Source organism: Stenotrophomonas sp. YJH_SMC_32, from assembly GCF_059369975.1.
Map to the genome: position 1 here is coordinate 194,963 of NZ_JCAFTE010000004.1, position 19,485 is coordinate 214,447.

Annotated in this window: 13 protein-coding genes; 8 read left to right on the plus strand and 5 right to left on the minus strand. The window is 67.7% G+C overall.

Annotated features, from left to right (window positions below; all coding sequences use genetic code 11):
* Nucleotides 1–241 precede the first annotated feature (241 nt).
* Nucleotides 242–1,660 (plus strand): DEAD/DEAH box helicase, encoded by a 1,419-nt coding sequence (locus AC5P7S_RS08695; RefSeq protein WP_095378730.1) that lies wholly within the window; start codon nt 242–244, stop codon nt 1,658–1,660.
* Nucleotides 1,661–2,203: 543 nt separating this feature from the next.
* On the opposite strand, the gene AC5P7S_RS08700 is transcribed toward AC5P7S_RS08695, so the two are convergent.
* Nucleotides 2,204–4,798 carry a M14 family zinc carboxypeptidase gene (locus AC5P7S_RS08700; protein ID WP_095378733.1) on the minus strand — a complete coding sequence of 865 codons (2,595 nt, stop codon included), beginning with the start codon at nt 4,796–4,798 and terminating at the stop codon, nt 2,204–2,206.
* Between the two features lie 74 nt (nt 4,799–4,872).
* Complete coding sequence (locus AC5P7S_RS08705) at nt 4,873–7,512, minus strand: TonB-dependent receptor (RefSeq protein ID WP_095378735.1); 2,640 nt, start codon at nt 7,510–7,512, stop codon at nt 4,873–4,875.
* A 192-nt stretch (nt 7,513–7,704) separates the two neighbouring features.
* Here AC5P7S_RS08705 and queD point away from each other — a divergent pair, with 192 nt between their 5' ends.
* Both queD and AC5P7S_RS08715 read left to right on the plus strand, forming a co-directional pair.
* Complete coding sequence (gene queD, locus AC5P7S_RS08710; RefSeq protein ID WP_005407953.1) at nt 7,705–8,067, plus strand: 6-carboxytetrahydropterin synthase QueD; 363 nt, start codon at nt 7,705–7,707, stop codon at nt 8,065–8,067.
* A 115-nt stretch (nt 8,068–8,182) separates the two neighbouring features.
* Complete coding sequence (locus AC5P7S_RS08715) at nt 8,183–8,530, plus strand: phasin family protein (protein ID WP_005415151.1); 348 nt, start codon at nt 8,183–8,185, stop codon at nt 8,528–8,530.
* Nucleotides 8,531–9,638: 1,108 nt separating this feature from the next.
* Here the strand turns inward: AC5P7S_RS08715 and asnB are convergent.
* Nucleotides 9,639–11,540, minus strand: a complete 1,902-nt coding sequence (asnB, locus tag AC5P7S_RS08720) for an asparagine synthase (glutamine-hydrolyzing) (protein WP_095379304.1) — start codon at nt 11,538–11,540, stop codon at nt 9,639–9,641.
* Nucleotides 11,541–11,889: 349 nt separating this feature from the next.
* Here asnB and AC5P7S_RS08725 point away from each other — a divergent pair, with 349 nt between their 5' ends.
* Complete coding sequence (locus AC5P7S_RS08725) at nt 11,890–12,579, plus strand: winged helix-turn-helix domain-containing protein (protein ID WP_005415149.1); 690 nt, start codon at nt 11,890–11,892, stop codon at nt 12,577–12,579.
* On the plus strand, nt 12,576–13,925 hold the full coding sequence (locus tag AC5P7S_RS08730) for an ATP-binding protein (RefSeq protein ID WP_138953163.1): 1,350 nt from the start codon (nt 12,576–12,578) through the stop codon (nt 13,923–13,925). The genes AC5P7S_RS08725 and AC5P7S_RS08730 overlap by 4 nt, the downstream gene beginning before the upstream one ends.
* On the opposite strand, the gene AC5P7S_RS08735 is transcribed toward AC5P7S_RS08730, so the two are convergent.
* Both AC5P7S_RS08735 and AC5P7S_RS08740 read right to left on the minus strand, forming a co-directional pair.
* Complete coding sequence (locus AC5P7S_RS08735; RefSeq protein ID WP_095379306.1) at nt 13,922–15,391, minus strand: sensor histidine kinase; 1,470 nt, start codon at nt 15,389–15,391, stop codon at nt 13,922–13,924. The genes AC5P7S_RS08730 and AC5P7S_RS08735 overlap by 4 nt on opposite strands.
* Nucleotides 15,388–16,107 (minus strand): response regulator transcription factor, encoded by a 720-nt coding sequence (locus tag AC5P7S_RS08740; protein ID WP_065186281.1) that lies wholly within the window; start codon nt 16,105–16,107, stop codon nt 15,388–15,390. The genes AC5P7S_RS08735 and AC5P7S_RS08740 overlap by 4 nt, the downstream gene beginning before the upstream one ends.
* Nucleotides 16,108–16,252: 145 nt before the next feature.
* On the opposite strand from AC5P7S_RS08740, the gene msrB reads away from it, so the two are divergent.
* Genes msrB through msrA form a run of 3 tightly spaced genes read left to right on the plus strand, consistent with a single transcriptional unit; the run spans nt 16,253 to nt 19,352 of the window.
* Entirely contained in the window at nt 16,253–16,825 is a 573-nt protein-coding gene (msrB, locus tag AC5P7S_RS08745) for a peptide-methionine (R)-S-oxide reductase MsrB (protein WP_005415145.1), read from the plus strand.
* Between the two features lie 2 nt (nt 16,826–16,827).
* Complete coding sequence (locus AC5P7S_RS08750; protein WP_095379308.1) at nt 16,828–18,600, plus strand: cytochrome c biogenesis protein DipZ; 1,773 nt, start codon at nt 16,828–16,830, stop codon at nt 18,598–18,600.
* Between the two features lie 14 nt (nt 18,601–18,614).
* Nucleotides 18,615–19,352: a peptide-methionine (S)-S-oxide reductase MsrA gene (gene msrA / locus AC5P7S_RS08755; RefSeq protein ID WP_032953890.1), complete on the plus strand. Its 738-nt coding sequence runs from the start codon at nt 18,615–18,617 to the stop codon at nt 19,350–19,352.
* Nucleotides 19,353–19,485 lie beyond the last annotated feature (133 nt).

The window sequence follows — 19,485 nt, forward strand, 5'->3', positions numbered from 1 at the left end:
AGACTAGGCAGGTCTGCAGCGGCCGTCCGTTTCCCTCCGGGATCGCCGGCGACCAGGGTCCGCCCTCTTCGCCCGCCCCCACTCCGACGCCGTTCGTCACGCATTCCAGCCTGCGCTTCGTGCCGGCTGCACCCAACTTCTCGCAGCGCGGTTCACGGGAACGCTCCGAGTCAGCCGATCACTTTGATCTGCCCCCGTCTGTCCGCTCGGACAGGCGTTTCTTGTACCTGGAGCAATCTCAATGTCTTTTGAATCGCTGGGCCTGGCGCCCTTCCTGCTGCGTGCGCTTGCCGAGCAGGGCTACGAAACCCCGACCCCGATCCAGCAGCAGGCGATCCCGCTGGCGCTGGCCGGTCGCGACCTGCTGGCCGGCGCACAGACCGGTACCGGCAAGACTGCTGCGTTCGGCCTGCCGTTGCTGCAGCACCTGGGCACCGCCTCGCAGGAGGTGCGTGCCGGCCCGCGCAAGCCGCGTGCGCTGATCCTGGCCCCGACCCGCGAACTGGCCACCCAGGTGCATGACAGTCTGCGCGGCTACAGCAAGTATCTGCGCATTCCCAGCGCCTGCATCTACGGCGGTGTCGGCATGGGCAACCAGCTGGACATCCTGCGCCGTGGCGTGGACCTGCTGGTGGCCTGCCCGGGCCGCCTGATCGACCATCTGGAACGTCGCAGTGTCGACCTGTCCGGCATTGAACTGCTGGTGCTGGACGAAGCCGACCGCATGCTCGACATGGGCTTCCTGCCGTCGATCAAGCGCATCCTGGCCAAGCTGCCGAAGCAGAACCGCCAGACGCTGCTGTTCTCGGCCACCTTCGAGGACAACATCCGCCAGCTGGCGCTGGAGTTCATGCGCAACCCGGAACAGATCCAGGTGACGCCGAAGAACACCGTGGCCGAAACCATCACCCATCGCGTGCATCCGGTCGATGCCGGCCGCAAGCGCGACCTGCTGCTGCACCTGCTGGCGCAGGACAGCCGCGAGCAGACCCTGGTGTTCGCACGCACCAAGCACGGCAGCGACAAGCTGGCCACGTTCCTGGAAAAGTCAGGCATCAAGACCGCGGCGATCCATGGCAACAAGAGCCAGGGCCAGCGCCTGCGTGCGCTGGGCGACTTCAAGGCCGGCCGCGTGACCGTGCTGGTGGCCACCGACATCGCTGCGCGCGGCATCGACATCAACGAGCTGCCGAAGGTGATCAACTTCGACCTGCCGATGGTGGCCGAGGACTACGTGCACCGCATCGGTCGTACCGGCCGCAACGGCGCGACCGGCCAGGCGATTTCGCTGGTGGCGCAGGATGAAGTGAAGCTGCTGCGCGCGATCGTGCGCCTGCTGGGCCGCGACATGGACATCCGCGATGTGCCGGGCTTCGAACTGCAGGTTCCGATCCGCTGGGGCAACAGTGCGCCGGGCAAGGCCGAGCACGATACCGGCGAGCGCGCACCGCGCAAGAGCCACGCACGCCGTCCGCACGGTGATGCACCGCGCCATGCGCATGCCGGCCCGAAGAAGGCCGGTGGTGGCCGTCGCGAGGGCAGTGGCAACGGCCAGCAACGTGCGGGTGCAGGCGCCGGTCAGGGCCAGCGTCGTGGCGGTGGCGGTAATGGTGGCGGCCGTGGCCGCGGCCAGGGCGGCGGCGGCGGTCGCGCCGGCTGATCCCAGCTGCCAGGGAGGGTGCTTCCCGCTGCGCGGGGGGCTATCGAGGGACGGCGCTGACGCGCCGTCCTTTTTTTTTGCTGGCTACCGTGGCTGAAAGCACGCGGTGGCGGTACCGAGGGCGGATGGGCATGGGGGCAGCGCAGAACACGCTGTAAATACGTCCATGTAAGCTCGATGGCGCCATCCATGGCGCCAACGGTTCTGCGCTGCCCCCATGCCCATCCGCTTCAAGCATTGCCTGCGCCTTCTTCTCCCGCCGGGTAGCCGGGAGAAGAAAGATCAAATTCAAATTCAAGTTCAAAGGCAAAAGCCGAAGTCGCAATTCCTGGCTGTGCCTTTGCCTTTGCCTTTGCCCTTGCTCCCGCCTTGGGGTCTGATGCGTCCGCGCCCGCAGGAAACCGTCGAGGGGCGGCCGGGCGGGCTGCGCAGGACCGTTGGCGCCATGGATGGCGCCATCGAGCCCCCAAGGACGGGTTTACGGCGTGTCCTGCGCAGCCCGCCCGGCCTCCCCCAAGCGCATCAACCAAGGCGCGCAAAGCCTCAACCCCGCGCCTTACTCGGATTCACCAGATTCCCGAAGAAGATCGCGTTGATCAGCAGCCGATCCGTCCCGTGCCAGTACTTGCGGTGCGCCGGGTCATCGGCAAACAGCACCACGTTGCCCTGCCCCTGCGCCGACACCAGCAGCCACGCGCTGCCCGCCACCCGCGCACGGTTGCGCTCGGAAAGATAGCCATTCACCCGCGGCGGCGTGTCGATGCGTACCACCGTCGAGAATGGGTTCGCACTCGGCTGCAGCGTCACCGTGTTCTCCTTGTTGATCGCCAGTTGCCGGCGCGGCACGCCGAACGCCAGCGGATGACTGGTGTCCACATCGGCGCTGAGGATGTTGCCGCTGACCCGCTCGATCGCGGCGATGTCGCGCTGGTCGCCGAATGCACGGCGGCTCTCGTCGGCAGTCTCTTCGTCCTTGCCGAGCTTCTCGCCGTCGGCGAGCTTCTGTTCGATCGCCCACTTCGAGGCACTGCCATAGGTCACCAATGAACCACCGGCCTGCACCCAGCGCTTCAGTGCAGCCACCGCCGCGGCATCGACGCCGGTATAGGTGCCACCGGACAGCACGATCGTGGTGTAGCGGTCCAGGGACACTTTGCCCAGCTGCTGCGGGTCCAACTTGCTGGCAGGCAAGTGCAACTGCTGGTCGAGCAGGAACCAGGCCGAGCCGATCTCGGTGGCGGCCACGCCCTCCCCCATCACCAGCGCAACCTCGGGTTTGCGCAGCGCCTTGACGCCGTCACTGCCCAGATCGATGCCTTCGCGGCTGCGGCCAGTGGACAGCGCGTGCACCTGCACACCTGCCTCGCGCGCGGCCGATGTCACTGCCTCAAGCAGCGCCGCGCCCTGCAGCGTTTGCCCGGCAACCGGAATCACCAGGCTGCCGGCGGCGAAGCTGACGTCGCCCTGAGCGGTCGCCGTGGTGAACGGCTGGAATGCCGCACGTGCGCTCACGCCCTTGCCCTGCAGCACCGCCAGCGCACGCCCGGCGTTGTAGTCGCGCCAGTCGATGACATAGGCGAAGCCGGCCTGGCCACCCAAGACCGCGCCCTGCTCCTCCGGCAGCGCGGCCACGCGGGCGCCACCTTCGATACGACTGCGGCTGCCGGCGAAGGCCACACCGTAGGCCGGTGCGATCGCATAGCTGGTGCTGCCGTAGAACACATCCCCCTTGATCGGCGGTGTCTCGTCAAAGATCGAATGGACCAGGCGGAACTGCGCCTGCTGCACCGGCACCACGTAGGCGCTGCCGGCATCGAAGCGCTGCCCATCGACGATGATTGCACGCTCCAGCGCGCGTACCTCGATGCGATGCAGCAGCAACAGTTCCAGCAGGCGGCGGGTCAGTGCCGGATCATGCACATCACCGAACACGAAGCTCTTCACCGGCTGCTGTGCGGCCTGCTTCAGCGCGCTCTGGAAGAACTGCTTCTGCAGGTCGAACAGGCCGCTGCGCTCAGTTACCGCGCCACGCACCGTGCCCAGCCCGGTGGCGACCTGGTTGCGGATGGTGAACGGGAAGGTCAGCAGGCCGTTCACCGATTCCTGCACGCGGCCACGCGAACTGGCCTGCTCGACGGTAACGCCGACGGCACCATGGAAGTCCGGGTAGGTGGAACCGTACACCGGCGAGAAGTTGTCGAAGTTCTCGCCGGTGTAGTACAGCGAACCCAAGGCATCCAGCGCCTGCGCGTGGTACTTGGCCAGGGTCTTGTTGAATTCATACGACGCCGCCGGAATCAGCGGGCTGTGCATGCTCTTCGGCGAGGGCTCGAAGTAGTAGGTGCTGTCCTTGCCCATTTCGTGGAAGTCGATCTGCACGTTCGGGTACCACTGGTGGAACACCTCCACCTTCGGCCGCGAGTCCTGCTGGGTGAGGGCAAGCCAGTCGCGGTTGAGATCGGTGAAGTAGTGGTTGGTGCGGCCCTGCGGGAACGGTTCGACGTGTTCCTTGTCGGCCGGGTCGGCCGAGGCCGGATCGGAGGCCCAGGCGTTGTGCCAGTTGGCCGCACGATCGCGGCCATCCGGGTTCTGTGCCGGATCGAACAGCACCACCGCGTGCTGCAGCCACTGCTGGGTTTCGGCACTGCGGTTGGCCACCAGGTAGTAAGCAGTCAGCATCGCCGCCTCGGCACTGGACGTCTCGTTGCCATGCACGCTGTAACCCAGCCACACCACCACCGGGCTGTCACCGGCCGCGCTGCGCGGTTGCGCCGGATCGGCCAGGGTCGCATGCTGTTGGCGCAGCTGTTCCAGCCGCGCGTGATTGCCGGCGGCGGTGACGGTGGCGATCAGCAGCGGGCGGCCCTCGTAGCTTCGTCCGATCTCGCGCACGCTGATCTTGTCCGAGCGTCTGGCCAGCTCCTGGAAATACGCCACCAGTTGGTCGTGCCGGGTGTAGCGGCTACCGATCGGGTAGCCGAGGAACTGCTCCGGCGTCGGCACCGCTGCATCGAAGGCTGCCGCATCCGTGGCCTGCGGGAAGAAATAGGCACTCTGTGCCTGCGCCGGCTGCGGGCAGGACAGTACGGTGGCGGCGGCAAGCAGCAACGGAAGAACGGCACGGCGATGCAAGGACACGGTGACTCCCCTGGAACACAACGGCAGACGGTCGCGCGGCCGGTCCCTTCAGGTGGCCGGCCGCGGCGGATGGATCAGAAGCGGTAATCGAAGCCCAGCGTGAAGTAGCGGCCGCGCAGGTCGTACTGGCTGAAGTCGTATGGCGCGCGGATGCCCGGGAACGAGGCGTCGTACGGCGGCGTCTTGTCGGCCAGGTTCTGCACCTTGGCATACAGCGTCAGCTTGTCGATGCCGGTGTAGGCCAGGTACAGGTCGTACTGGCTGTAGCTGCCGACGCGCTGCTGCACGGCCTTGGCGGCGGTGCTGGCTTCCTGGCGGTAGCTGCTGGTGTAGTACCAGGTCACGGCTGCGTTGAAATCACCGTACTTCCAGTCCAGCGTGGTGGTGGCCTTGTCCTTGGGCAGGGTCGCGCCCAGGTTGCTGCCGGCGTAGTCGACCAGCGGGCCACCGACCACGGTCGGGCGACGGTAGTCGCGCACGTGGGTGTAAGCCGAGGACACGGTGAAGTCACCCAGCACCGCGGTCGGGATGCGCTGGCGCAGTTCGACGTCGATGCCCGAGGTCTTCAGCTCGCTCAGGTTCTGGTAGCGGTTGTAGACCGCCTGCAGCTTGCCGCGCTCATCGCGCTGCACCGCGCCAGCCACATTGTCGTTGACCAGGGTCTGGGTGTTGTTGGTGCCGACCAGGTTGTCCAGCTGGATGCGGTAGTAGTCCACGCTCAGGTTGGTGTTGGCCCACGGCGACAGCACCACGCCGAAGTTCACGCTCTTGGTGCGCTCGGGCTTCAATGCGTTGTTGCCGACGGTGAAGAAGGTCGGGTTCTGCCGCGAGCCCGGCACGTCCGGATCACGCGGATCGACCACGCTGCCATAGGCGATGCTGGTGCTGTTGGAGTTTTCCGACAGCGACGGTGCACGGAAGCCCTTCGACGCCGACGCACGCACCAGCAGGAAATCCAGCGGCTGCCAGCGCAGGCCGATCTTCGGCGAGAACGCATCGCCGAAATCATCGTAGTGATCGGCACGCGCGGCGGCGGACAGCTCCAGGGTCGAGGCCAGCGGCACGTTCACTTCGGCGTAGGCGGCACTGACCTGGCGCTGGCCATGCACTTCGGCGATCGCCGGGCGCACCTGCAGGCCGGCATCGATCTGCCACGGGTTGTTGGAATCGAGCTTCTCGCGGCGCCACTCGGCACCAGCGGCGAAGCCGATCTCGCCGGCCCAGGTGCGGCCCAGGCTGCCGGAAATCTTGGCATCGATGCCCTGCAGCTTGGACTCGGCCGGACGCAGCGTGGCGATGTTGATCGAATCACGCACCGACTGCGGCGTGGCTGCCGGGTCAAGCAGGTTGTAGCTGCCCGTGGACAGTGCGTTGGCCAGCGCCCAGCGGTTGGCGAAGCCGCCGGACACGCTCTCGCGCTCGCTGCTGCGCGCACCGAATGCGGCCACTTCCCAATCCCAGTTGGCGGTGGTGCCACGCAGGCCGAACACGCCGCGATAGGCGGTGGAGCGGTTGGTCTTGATCGTGCCGCCGAGGTCGAAGAAGGTGTACTCGATCGGGATCGCACGCCCGTACGGGTTGTACGGATTGCTGGCCGGCAGCAGCGACGACACCGGCTCGGCCAGGCCGCTGTCCGCGTTCAGTGCGAAGCGGCCGCTCTCCAGGGTGAAGAAGGGGCTGCTGCCAAACCAGGCAGCGCTCTTGATCTGGCTGTACAGCACTTCGCCGAAGGCTTCGACATTGTCGTTCAAGCGGAAGGTGCCGTTGGCATAGGCCTGGTAACGCTTGGTCGAAGGGATCAGCGTGGTGAACGGTGCCTGGTTGAAGCCGCAGGTATCACCGGACAGGCCATCGATCGGCGCGCTGGCAACGCGGGTGGTGCCGGCCGGGCAGTTGCCGTTGGCATCGAGCATCGGCACCGACACGCCGTTGACCAGGTAGCGTGCGCCCTTGGCCGACCAGCCGTTCCCGCGGCCACCGGGCTTGTCGGTGTAGATGCCACTGCGGGTCAGGTTGCGCTCGTCCTGGTCCAGGCGCTCGCGGTTGTAACCCTGCAGGCTGAAGAGGATGTTGTAGCCATCGGTGTCCAGATCACCGAGGCCGCCGACGAACTTCAGGTTCTGCTCGTGCAGGCCGCCCTGGTCGGCACCGCCGAAGCTGCCGCCGATCTCGGCGCCTTCGAAGTTCTGCCGGGTGATGATGTTGACCACGCCGGCCACGGCGTCGGAGCCGTACACCGCCGAGGCGCCGTCCTTGAGCACTTCGATGCGCTCGACTGCGACCAGCGGCAGCGCGTTGAGATCAACGAACGTATCGGACAGGCCGCCGGCCGGGAAGCCGTAGTTGGCCAGACGGCGGCCGTTGAGCAGCACCAGCGTGTTCTTCTGCGACAGGCCGCGCAGGCCGATGCCGGCCGAGCCGGAGGCCCAGCCGTTGTTGGTGGTTTCGTTGGCGGCGTTGCCGGTGTTGGCCGAGATCGAACGCAGCACGTCGGCCACGGTGGCCTTGCCGGTCTGTTCCAGCTGCTGGCGACCGATCACCTGCACCGGGTTGGAGGCCTCGGTATCGGTGCGCTTGATGTTGGAACCGGTGACACGCACGGCGGCGAGGGTATTGGCGTCACCAACGGCGTCGGCGGAGGTTTCGGCGGCGGCGGACAAAGGCGCGGCCAGAGCGACGGCCAGGGCCGCCACGAGCAGGGTGTGCTTGGGCATGACGATGTGGGGGAGGTGGTAAGGACGACGAAGTTCCGCAGTAGTCCATGCCTGGCCGGCGCCCGGCCAATAACATCTCTTCATACGGATATAAGAGAAACTATCATCTCTTCATCCGGATGGAAAGAGTCACTTCACGAAAGCCCGGCGTCCGCTCAGGCTGCCGGGCCGCCTGCGGCGTACAATTGCGCCATGGAAATCTTCAAAGTCTTCATGCTCGAGGCGGCGCACCGCCTTCCCAACGTGCCGCCGGGGCACAAGTGCGCGCGCCTGCACGGCCACTCGTTCCGGGTGGAACTGAAGGTCGAGGGCGAGCCCGGCGCGCAGACTGGCTGGATCATGGACTTCGGCGACGTGAAGGCGGCTTTCCAGCCGATCTATGACCGCCTGGACCATCACTACCTCAACGACATCCCCGGCCTGGAGAACCCGACCAGCGAGAATCTGGCGGTGTGGATCTGGAACGAACTCAAGCCCAGCCTGCCTGCGCTGAGCGAGATCACCGTGCACGAAACCTGCACCTCCGGCTGCCGCTACCGCGGTCCGACGGCCTGATCAACCCATTGATCTGAAAGGTGTTTCAAAGGCGCCCTGGGCGCCTTTGTTATTTTTGTTGCATTGCCACATCAAGAGCGTATGCTGCACTGCATCAAGCCACTCCCTGATGCCCATGGCCGCCGCCTTCAGCGATCGCTTCAGTGATGCCACCCGCCAGCTCGCCGCCGCAGCCACGCGTGCGAACCGGCTGGCGTTGGAGAACGCGGAGAGCATGTTCGGCGTGCAGTTGAAGGTGATGGAGCGCAACCTGACCGCGACCGGCGGCTGGCTGGGTGAACTGGCCCGCAGCGACGACACGGCTGGGATGCTCAACAAGGGTGCACAGCTGTGGCAGGACAACCTGCAGCGGCTGGGCCAGGCCCAGCAGGATGTGGTCGGTCTCGGCCTGCAGGCCAGCAAGGCGTGGTCCGAACTGGTGCAGGGCTGCAACGAATCAATGGCGGACGCGAACAACCACTGACGCGACGCAACGCTCATTGCATGGGTCCCTCCCCCCATGCAATCCGGACCCGGCAGATCCCTCCCTCTGCCGGGTCTTTTTTTGCCTGGTGTTCGGATTCCGAAGTGCGTCTTCGTCCGATGTCTCTGCGAGCTGAGGGGCCCCGCCGGGACAGGCAGGGGCCTGGGCAAATGTCCCCCGGCGCCGGCCGTTGGCCGTCACCTCCTCCTTTACTTTGCCCAGACCCCTGCCCGCCCCGACAAGGCTCGGCGTGCGGTGGGTAGAGCGCAGTGCTCGCGGCAACCTTTCAATGACGCGCCGACGAACTCCGAACGCAGGGCGGAGGCCCTTGCGTACGAAGTAAAGGAGGAGGTGACGGCCAACGGCCGGCGCCGGAGGACATTCGTACGCGAGGGCCTCCGCCCTGCGCCACGCAGAATGAGCCCGCCACAAGCGTGTCTTCGTCTCGATTCCCCGCGAACTGATGGGCCCCGCCGGGGCAGGCAGGGGTCTGGGCAAATGTCCCCCGGCGTCGGCCGTTGGCCGTCACCTCCTCCTTTACTTTGCCCAGACCCCTGCCCGCCCCGACGAGGCTCGGCGTGCGGCGGCCAAGGCACCGAGCAGGCTGCCTTCAATAAAGCGCCGATAGATTTCGAACGCAGGGTGGAGGCCCTTGCGTACGAAGTAGAGGGGGAGGTGACGGCCAACGGCCGGCGCCGGAGGACATTCGTACGCAAGGGTCTCCGCCCTGCGCCACGCAGAATGAACCCACCGCACGCGTGCCTTCGTTTCGATTCGCCGCGAATTGAAGGGCCCCGCCGGGGCAGGCAGGGGTCTGGGCAAATGTCCCCCGGCGTCGGCCGTTGGCCGTCACCTCCTCCTTTACTTTGCCCAGACCCCTGCCCGTCCCGACGAGGTTCGGCTTGCGGCGGCCAAGGCACCGAGCAGGCTGCCTTCAATAAAGCGCCGATAGATTTCGAACGCAGGGCGGAGGCCCTTGCGTACGAAGTAAAGGAGGAGGTGACGGCCAACGGCCGTCGCCAGAGGACATTCGTACGCGAGGGCCTCCGCCCTGCGCCGCGCAGAACGAATCCGCCACGCGCCACGCAGAACACACCGCGAAGGAACCTCAGCGCCCGCGACCACCGTGCCAGTGCTGGTGCCACGCCTGGAACATCAACACGTTCCACAGGTGCGTGTGCCACTTGCGCTCGCCGCGCAGGAACGCATCCCAAATGCCGCGCACGCGTGCCGGATCGAAACAGCCCTGATTGCGAAGCAGCTGCGGGTCCAGCAGCGCCTCCGCCCAATCGCGCAACGGACCGGCCAGCCAGCGCGCCATCGGCGGGCCAAAGCCGCGCTTGGGACGGTACACCAGCGGCTCGGGCAGGTAGCGTGCCAACAGGTGCTTCAGGATCAGTTTGTGTTCGCCGTCGTGGTACTTCAGGTGCTGCGGCAGGCGCCAGGCCAGTCGCACCACCTCCATGTCCAGCAGTGGCGCACGGGTTTCAACGCCCGCCGCCATGCCCGCGCGGTCGACCTTGGCCAGGATGCCCTCGGCCAGATCCATGCGGAAATCCAGCAGCTGGATGCGCGCTTCGGCCGGCAGCGCCGAGTCCTGCTGCTGGAAGATCGTCACCGGTTCACGCGCGCCCAGCACCACCTGCGCCGGCTGCCGCCAGCGCGTCACCCGCTGCAGGTAGTGGCCTTCCACATCGTTGGCAGCAACTTCGGCCACCAAGGCACGCCATCCACCGAGACGACCACGCTCGGCGTTCATGCGGTTGCCGCTGCGCCGCGCCAGGTCGCGTACCCAGTCCGGCAAGCCACCGCACAGGCGCGCATTGCGCAGCGCGCGGCCATAGCTGGGGTGGCCGAAGAACAGTTCATCGCCACCGTCACCGGTCAGCGCCACCGGCTTGCGTGCCCCCAGCAGTTCACTGGCCAGCAGCGTCGGCAGCTGCGAGGCGTCGGCGAACGGTTCGCACCAGACCTGCGGCAGGCGCTGCAGAAGATCCAGGCCCTGGCGCGCGTCCATGCGGTGCAGGTGGTGCTGCACACCCAGATGGCGCGCGACCTGCGACGCCCAGTCGCTCTCGTCATGTCCCGGATCGTCGAAGCCGACCGTCCAGGCTTCGATCGGCAGGGTCGATTGGGCCTGCATCATCGCCGTCACCAGCGAGGAGTCGGTGCCTCCGGACAGGAACGCGCCACAGGCCAGCGGCGAGTGCATGCGTGAAGCGATGGCTTTCTGAAGTACCGCCTCAAGCTGGTCGGTGGCCTGTTCCAGGCTCGGCGCCGGTTGCAGCGGCTCCTGCAGTGCACGCTGCATTGCTTCACGTGCGCACCAGTAACGCGCGCCCCCCTGCTCGGCCTGGCTGGAGCAACCCGCGGCATGGTCGCTGAGATCGATGCGCAGCATCGCGCCCGCCACCAGCTTGTGGATGCCGCGGTAGATGGTGTGCGGCGCCGGCACATAGTCGTGACGCAGCAGAAGGCTCAGCGCATCCTGGTCGATGCTTGGTGCGAACCCGGCGAAGGCCTGCAGCGCCTTCAACTCCGAGGCGAACAGGAACTGGCCCTGGTACCAGCCGTAGTACAGCGGCCTCTCGCCCACCGGATCACGGGCCAGCCACAGCACGCGCGACTCGCGGTCCCAGACGCTGAAACCGAAGGCGCCCTCGATACGCGACAGCGCCCGCTGCACGCCCCATTCGACGATCGCCTGCAGCAGCAGCCGTGCATCGCTGCAGCTGCGTGGCAGATCGCGCAACTGCGCCTGCAGGTCAGCGCGGTTGTACAGGCGGCCGTCCAGGCACAGCACGTAGCGACCGCAGTCCGAGCTCAGCGGCTGCAACGGCGTGTCGGTCGGCGCCCGGCAGTGGCCCAGCGCGAGGCCGGCCTCGGCGTCGGTCCAGTAGCCGATGCGGCCACGCCCGCGCTGCTGCAGCGCCCGCAGCATCGGCGCCAGCTGCTGCAGCAACTGCTCGTCCTCGGCGGGCGGCAACCAGGCCCCGACCACGCCGCTCATCGCGAGCCTCCGCACTGGCGGCGGCGGGACGGGTTCAGCAGGCAGGGGGCGGCGGGCGACATGGGGACGGCACGCGGAGCGGAGGAGACTCCATGCTCGGCGCCGGGCCGCGCGGCGTCAGTCGCTTTGCTGTCAGCGATCGTCACCCGTCGTATCACGAAGGTAACGTTTTGTAACAGCATCAGGCTATGCTGAACGCCAAGTTGTTGCCGGGACTGAGACCCGGCCCCTGCGCCAGCAACCCCGGCTGAATGGCGCCCGCCCCCGGGACCCGGGCGGCCCGATGGCTGGGATAGCATCGCCGCGCTCGTGCCGTGGCGGTACGTTTGCGCCTACGGAGGCCTTGGAAATGCTGGATATCGTACTGGTCGAAGACGATGCCCGCCTGGGAACGATGGTCAGCGACTACCTGCAACGGCATGGCTACCAGGTGGCCCACGAGCGCAGCGGCGAGCGCGCAGTGGCCCGCATCCTGGCCGAGAAACCAGCCCTGGTGCTGCTCGATGTCGGCCTGCCCGACCAGGATGGTTTCGAAGTGTGTCGGCAGATCCGGCCCCTCTATGACGGCATCATCTGCGTGCTGACCGCCCGCACCGACAACATCGACCAGGTTCTGGGGCTGGAGCTGGGGGCCGACGACTACATCGGCAAACCGATCGAACCGCGGGTGCTGCTGGCGCGGCTGCGCGCCCACCTGCGCCGCCACCGCCGGGTCGAACCGCGTGACGGCAGCCTGCGCTTCGGCGAGCTGAGCATCGACCCGTCCACCCGCAACGTGCACCTGCAGGGCAGCCTGCTGGAGCTGACCACGGCCGAGTTCGACCTGCTGTTCCTGCTGGCCAGCAATGCCGGCCAGATCCTGGACCGCGACGCGCTGCTGCGCGGCCTGCGTGGCATCGCCTTCGACGGCCTGGACCGTTCGATCGATGCCCGCATCTCGCGCCTGCGCCGCAAGCTGGGCGACAACCCCGAGCAGCCGGAACGGATCAAGACCGTCCGTGGCCGCGGCTACCTGTTCAGCCGCTCGGCATGGGGATGAAGCGCACGCCCTCGGCGATGCGCGGCCACGCCTTCCACTTCCTGCGCTACGGCATCGGCTTCCTGGTTGCCCACCTGTTGCTGATCGTGCTGGGCCTGTGGGCCTGGGATGCCCTGCTGGAGGACCGCACCGAAGCCGGGCTGCAGGCCGAAATGCGTGGCACCCATGCCCTGCTGCAGCACCGCTTCGCCGAAACCCCGCGCGACCAGTGGCCGGTGCTGGCACGCGAACTCGACGCCGATTTCGCCTACGCGCTGCGCATGGTGCCGCTGGCTGAGGCAGTGAAGGCGTTGCCGGCCAGCCAACGTCCGCCGTTCAACAACGGCCGCGTGCAGATCGACCTGGAGCACATGCGCAGCCTGCAGCGCATCGGTGACAGCGACTACGCGGTGATGCTGGGGCCGCTGGATGAAGCGCTGCCGGACGAGGGCTGGCAGGACAGCGAAGTGTCCGGCGTGGCGATCCTGCTGCTGATCCTGATGGTGGCGGTGGCATTGCCGATGTACGTGATGGTCTATCGGTTGTGGCGCGACGTCTCGCAGCTGGCGCAGGCGGCCAGGCAGATGCGCGATGGCCAGTTGGACACGCGTGCGCCGCGTGCGGGCACCGCGCTGGTGCGGCCACTGGCCAATGCCTTCAACCACATGGCCGAGCAGCTGCAGCAGCTGCTGGAAAGCCAGCGTGTGCTGGCGCAGGCGGTGGCGCACGAAGTGCGCACGCCATTGGCACGGATGCGTTTCGGCCTGGCCGACCTGGAGGACACCGCGCTCGATGATGGGCAGCGCGATGCACTGGGCGGATTGCGCACCGATGTGGATCGGCTGCAGCACCTGACCGATGCAGGCGTCGAGTACGCCGCACTGGGCCGCTGCCATCAGCTGACCCGCCAGCGCCTGCAGCTGGCTGCGCTGGTGCGCGGCGTGGTCGCCCAGTTCGCGCCGCTGCCGATGCCGGTGCAGCAGGCGCTGTCGCCGGTGGGTCTGGTCAACGTCAACCGGCATATGCTGGAGCTGGCACTGCGCAACCTGCTCGGCAATGCACTGCGCTACGCGCGCCGGCAGATCCGTATTGCCAGCAGCGTCAATGACGGCTGGCTATGCCTGCAGGTGGAGGACGACGGCCCCGGCATCGCACCCGAACTGCGCGGCCAGGTACTGCAGCCCTACGTCCGGCTGGACCCGGGCAGTCCCGGCTTCGGCCTCGGCCTGGCACTGGTGCAGGTGGTGGCCGACAAGCATGGCGGCCACGTCGAAGTGACCGATTCGGCGCTGGGCGGTGCCTGCATCCGCCTGCACCTGCCGCTGGAAAACGGCGGCGGCATCGTCGAATGCGAAGCGGCCTGCTAGGCCGCCGGTTCCGCACGCGGCAAGGCAAACACGAACAGCGCGCCACGCTCGCTGTCGCGCAGTTCGATGCGGCGGCCGTGCAGCTGCACGATGCGCTGCACGATCAACAGCCCCAATCCGCCGTTCTCGCCGCGCCGCGCGCCCAGCGCGGCCGGTGCCTGGAACAGCTGGGTGCGCAACGCCGGCGCCACCCCTGGGCCGTCATCAGCCACGCTGACCTCCACGCTGTCGGGAGTCGCACGCAGGCGCACCTCGATCTGCCCACCGTCGGGTGCATGGCGCAGCGCGTTGTCGAGCAGGTTGGTCAACACCCGTTCGACCAGGCCCAGGTCGGCGCGCACCAGCGGCAGGCCGGGGGGGAACGCCGCGTGCAGCTGCTGGCCGCGCGCCTGTGCCGCCAGTTCGAACTTCTGCAGCACGTCCTGCAGCAGCTCGGGTAGTGCGAACACCTCCCACTCCAACCGCACTTCGCCATGCTCCAGCCGCGCCAGCTCGAACAGCGCGCGCGCCAGCCGGCCGACCTTGGCGCTCTGTGCCAGCGCGATGCCGAGATAGCGGCGGCGCTCGTCCGCTGACAGCGTGGCGTCCTTCAACGCCAGCGTTTCCAGGTAGCCATGCAGCGACGACAGCGGCGTGCGCAGGTCGTGCGAGATGTTGGCGACCAGTTCGCGGCGCTGCAGGTCCTGCTGGCGCAGCTGCTGCCACTGCTCGCCCAGCCGCTGCGCCATCTGCGCGTGCGCGTGTTCGAGGATCACCAGCTCGTCGCGCTCACCGGGGCGCAGCGGCTCCGGCGGTGGCAACGGCGTGGGTGCGTCGATGTCGAAGGCCTGGATGCGCCGGGTCAGCCGCCGCAGCGGACGGGTCACCCAGTAGAACGCCACCAGCCCGGCCAGCAGGCCGAGGCCACCGACCAGCACCACCGACCACAGCGTGGTGTTCCACTGGCTGCCGGCGGCAAGATCGTCGGCCAGCATCTGCCGGTGCTCGCCGACCAGCACCACGTACACGTAGCCCGCCGGCCGGCCCTGCACGATCAGAGGTGCCGCGCTGAACACCTTGCGGCCATTCGCGCTGCGCGGGTCATCGCCGAGGATCGGCAACGGCGCACCGGCCAGCAAGCGGCGCAGCGGCGCCACGTCCACCCGGTTTCGCACCAAGTGCCCACTGGGTGCATCGTGGCCGAGGATGCGGCCCTGGTCATCCAGCAGGTAGACCTCGACGCTGGGGTTGACCGCCATCAGCTGGCCGAACAGCGCCCGCACCGCCGCATCACGCATGCCGCTGGTATCCATCAGCTCGCTGCGCTGGGCGATGTGCTCGGCCAGGCCCAGCGACAACCGCTGTACCACCTCCTGCTCGTGGCGGGTATTGGCACGCATCTGCAGTGCAAGCAGCGCCATGCAGCACGCCAGCATCAGCGCAGCGGTCACCACTGCCAGCTTCTGCCACAGGTTCGGCTTGATCATGCCGCTGCTCCGGCCGGGTCGACCAGCTTGTAGCCGCGGCCCCACACCGTCAGCAGCCGCCGTGGATTGGCCGGATCGGGCTCGATCTTGCTGCGCAGGCGGTTGATATGGGTGTTGACCGTATGCTCGTAGCCATCGTGCTGGTAGCCCCAGACCTGGTTGAGCAGTTCCATGCGCGCGAACACCTGGTCCGGGTGACGGGCGAAGAACAACAGCAGGTCGAACTCGCGCGGGGTCAGCTCCAATGGATTGCCATCCACCGAGGCGGTACGCGCGACCGGGTCCAGCTGCAGTCCCCCCAGCTCGATCGCGCCGGCATCGATGCGTGCGCTCTGCGCCATCGCCTCGGCGCGGCGCAGCAGCGCGCGCACGCGTGCCACCAGTTCCGGCATCGAGAAGGGTTTTGCCAGGTAATCGTCCGCGCCCAGTTCCAGGCCGACGATGCGCTGGGTTTCGCTGCCGCGCGCACTGATGATGATGATCGGCACATACCGCGCCATCGCGCGTGCGCGCTGGCACACCTGCAGGCCGTCCACGCCGGGCAGCATCACGTCCAGCACCAGCGCATCCCACGGGCCGTCCTGCTCGAGCAGGCGCAGGCCGGCATCGCCGCTGGCAGCATGGGCGACATCGTAGCCCTCATCGCCCAGGTGCATGCGCAGCAGGTCGGCGATGTGGGCATCGTCTTCAACGATCAGCACGCGTTTGGTCGACATCGTCAGCTCAAGGCCAGTGGGGAGGCGGGTTGCATTGTGGCGCGGGACGGCCGCCGATACCTCACGAAAAATTGAATCCTGCGTGAGGATTCGTTGACCCGGGCGGGCGCAGCATGGCCCCGTCACCCCCTTCCCGGAGTCCGCCATGTCCTTGTCCCGCCGCCATCTGCTGGGCCTCGGAGGTGTTGCCACCGCCGCCGGCCTGCTCGGCCTGGGGGCCTGCAGCCGCGCCGCCCCAGCCGCCGCCGAAGCGCGCCCGTCGCGACAGTTCGAGGTCATGCACAGCGATGCCGACTGGCGCCAGCGCCTGACCCCGGCGCAGTACGCGGTGCTGCGCCAGCAGGCCACCGAACGGCCGTGGAGCAGCCCGCTCAACAAGGAACACCGCCAGGGCACCTTCGCGTGTGCCGGCTGTGCGCTGCCGCTGTTTTCCTCCTCCACCAAGTTCGAGAGCGGCACCGGCTGGCCCAGCTTCTGGGCGCCGCTGCACAACGCCATCGGCGAAGACCGCGACGTTACCTTCGGGATGCTGCGGGTGGAGGTGCACTGCCGTCGCTGTGGCGGCCACCTCGGCCATGTGTTCAACGATGGCCCACGCCCGACCGGGCTGCGCTACTGCATGAACGGTGCAGCGATGGTGTTCGTTCCCGGCGCCACGGATGGCACTGCCGACGGCTGGCGGGTGCCGGTCGGTTCTTCCCCTGTTTCCGGAGCCTGACGATGCTGCTGTTGCTGCTTGCCTACCTGGGGGGCGCACTGACCCTGCTCAGCCCCTGCATCCTGCCGGTGCTGCCGTTCGTGTTCGCGCGTGCCGACCGTCCGTTCCTGCGCAGCACGCTGCCATTGCTGCTGGGCATGGCGCTCACCTTCACCGTGGTTGCCAGCCTGGCCGCGGTGGGCAGCCAATGGGTGGCACAGGCCAACCAGGTCGGGCGCTGGATCGCCCTGCTGCTGATGGCACTGTTCGCGGTTGCCCTGCTGTGGCCACGACTGGCCGACCATCTGCTGGCGCCGTTCCAGCGCGTGGGTGCCCGTCTGAGCGCGCGCGCCGATGCCGCGGATGCCGCTGGGCGCGGCGGCGCGTGGACCTCGCTGCTGATCGGCATCGCCACCGGCCTGCTGTGGGCACCGTGTGCAGGTCCGATCCTCGGCCTGGTGCTGACCGGTGCCGCCCTGCATGGTGCCAGCGCTGGCACCAGTGGGCTGCTGCTGGCGTATGCGCTGGGCGCGATCACTGCGCTGGCGCTGGCGGTATGGGTGGGTGGCCGCGTGTTCCGTGCGCTGCAGGCGCGGCTTGGCCTCGGCGATGTGCTGCGCAAGGTGCTGGGCGTGGCCGCCTTGCTGGCGGTGGTGGCAATCGGCCTGGGCTGGGATACCGGCCTGCTGACCCGTCTTTCCACGGTCAGCACCGCGCGTATCGAGCAGGGCCTGCTGGACGCGGTACCCGGCGCGCAGCCGGCGGCACCACCGATGATGATGATGATGGCCGGTGCCAACGCCGCTGGCGATGCACCGCTGCCGGTCGAGGGCACCCTGCCCGCGCTGGACGGGGCCACCGGCTGGCTCAACAGCCCACCGCTGACGGCCCAGCAGCTGCGCGGCAAGGTGGTACTGGTCGACTTCTGGACCTACTCCTGCATCAACTGCCTGCGTGCGATGCCGTTCGTTCACGAATGGGAGCGCCGCTACCGCGACCACGGCCTGGTGGTGATCGGCGTGCACACGCCGGAGTTCGCCTTCGAGCGTGACCCGCGCAACGTGATGAAGGCGGTGCAGCAGCTGAAGGTCGAGTACCCGGTGGCGCTCGACAACCAGTACACGATCTGGCGCGCGTTCAACAACCGCTACTGGCCGGCGCAGTACTTCGTTGATGCGCAGGGCAACATCCGCGGCCACCAGTTCGGCGAAGGCAGCTACGCGCGTTCGGAACAGATGATCCGTCGCCTGCTGACCGAAGCCGGGCAGGCCAACCTGCCGCCGCCTGCCGATCCTGCGGCCGCCGACCTGAAAGGCGTGGCCGTGCAGGCCGACATGGGCAACCTGCGCTCGCCGGAAACGTATCTGGGCCACGCCCGCGCCGAACAGTTCGCCTCGCCCGGCGGGCAGCGCAGTGATGCCGCGTTCGACTACTCCTTGCCAACGACCCTGGCGCTGAACCAGTGGGGACTGTCGGGGCGCTGGACCGTCACCGATGAAGCCGCACAGCTGCAGCAGGCCGGTGGCCGCATTGCCTTCCAGTTCCATGCGCGCGACCTGCACCTGGTGCTGGCGCCCAGCCGCGACGGCAGGCCGGTGCGCTTCCGCGTCTGGCTGGATGGCAAGGCGCTGCCCGCCGCCGATGCCGGTAGTGATGTCGGCGCCGATGGCAGTGGCGTGGTCGACGAGCATCGCCTGTACCAGCTGGTACGCCAGCGCGGCACGGTCGGTCCGCATCGCTTCGAGATCGAATTCCTCGATGCGGGCGTGCAGGCCTATGCCTTCACCTTCGGTTGAACCGGGAGCACATGATGAAACTCTCCTTTGAACAGGGCATCGCCGCCGGTGTGGCCGGCCTGGTGGCCATGGCATTGATTGCCGGGGTGCTGCTGGTCGATCACGGTGCGGCTGCGGCGCCGGTCGAAGCCAGCGCGCAGATCCAGGCACTGCCGGCCCCCACCGGCGATGCGGCGTTCCGCGATGACGCCACCCACGCCAGCGTGGTGTTTGCCGGCGGTTGCTTCTGGGGCGTGCAGGGCGTGTTCCAGCACGTCAAGGGCGTGAGCAATGCGGTGTCCGGCTATATCGGTGGCAGTGCAGCCAATGCGCGCTATGAGCGCGTCAGCGGTGGACAGAGCGGCCATGCCGAAGCTGTAAAGATTGACTACGACCCGCGCCAGGTCAGCTATGGACAGCTGATGCAGGTGTTCTTCTCGGTCGCGCACGATCCGACCCAGCTCAACCGCCAGGGTCCGGACCACGGCAGCCAGTATCGCTCGGCGATCTTCAGTGATGACGCCCGCCAGCAGGCGGCCAGCCGTGCCTACATCGCCCAGCTCGGCCAGGCCGGCAGCTACCGCGCACCGATCGTCACCCAGCTGGTCAGCGGCCAGCGCTTCTATCCGGCCGAGAGCTACCACCAGAACTACATGACCAACTACCCGCAGGCCGCCTACATCCGCTACTACGACGCACCGAAGCTGGCGGCCCTGGCCAGGCAGTTCCCGGCGCTGTACCGGCGCGAGGCGGTGCTGGTGCCGATGCGCTGACGGCATTTGCCCTGGGGCTGATCGGTGCTCGGCTCTACACACAAAAAAAGACGCACGGCGGTCCCGCCGTGCGCGTGGAATGCGCCAGCCACGCCCCGATCAGGCCCGGCCGACGACGACATGCTAGGCTCGC

What these genes read in the sequence shown, in the direction of transcription:
- AC5P7S_RS08695 (WP_095378730.1), top strand. Translation starts at nt 242, where the DNA reads ATGTCTTTTGAATCGCTGGGCCTGGCGCCCTTCCTGCTGCGTGCGCTT.
- AC5P7S_RS08705 (WP_095378735.1), bottom strand. Translation starts at nt 7,512, where the DNA reads ATGCCCAAGCACACCCTGCTCGTGGCGGCCCTGGCCGTCGCTCTGGCC.
- queD (WP_005407953.1), top strand. Translation starts at nt 7,705, where the DNA reads ATGGAAATCTTCAAAGTCTTCATGCTCGAGGCGGCGCACCGCCTTCCC.
- AC5P7S_RS08715 (WP_005415151.1), top strand. Translation starts at nt 8,183, where the DNA reads ATGGCCGCCGCCTTCAGCGATCGCTTCAGTGATGCCACCCGCCAGCTC.
- asnB (WP_095379304.1), bottom strand. Translation starts at nt 11,540, where the DNA reads ATGAGCGGCGTGGTCGGGGCCTGGTTGCCGCCCGCCGAGGACGAGCAG.
- AC5P7S_RS08725 (WP_005415149.1), top strand. Translation starts at nt 11,890, where the DNA reads ATGCTGGATATCGTACTGGTCGAAGACGATGCCCGCCTGGGAACGATG.
- AC5P7S_RS08730 (WP_138953163.1), top strand. Translation starts at nt 12,576, where the DNA reads ATGAAGCGCACGCCCTCGGCGATGCGCGGCCACGCCTTCCACTTCCTG.
- AC5P7S_RS08735 (WP_095379306.1), bottom strand. Translation starts at nt 15,391, where the DNA reads ATGATCAAGCCGAACCTGTGGCAGAAGCTGGCAGTGGTGACCGCTGCG.
- AC5P7S_RS08740 (WP_065186281.1), bottom strand. Translation starts at nt 16,107, where the DNA reads ATGTCGACCAAACGCGTGCTGATCGTTGAAGACGATGCCCACATCGCC.
- msrB (WP_005415145.1), top strand. Translation starts at nt 16,253, where the DNA reads ATGTCCTTGTCCCGCCGCCATCTGCTGGGCCTCGGAGGTGTTGCCACC.
- AC5P7S_RS08750 (WP_095379308.1), top strand. Translation starts at nt 16,828, where the DNA reads ATGCTGCTGTTGCTGCTTGCCTACCTGGGGGGCGCACTGACCCTGCTC.
- msrA (WP_032953890.1), top strand. Translation starts at nt 18,615, where the DNA reads ATGAAACTCTCCTTTGAACAGGGCATCGCCGCCGGTGTGGCCGGCCTG.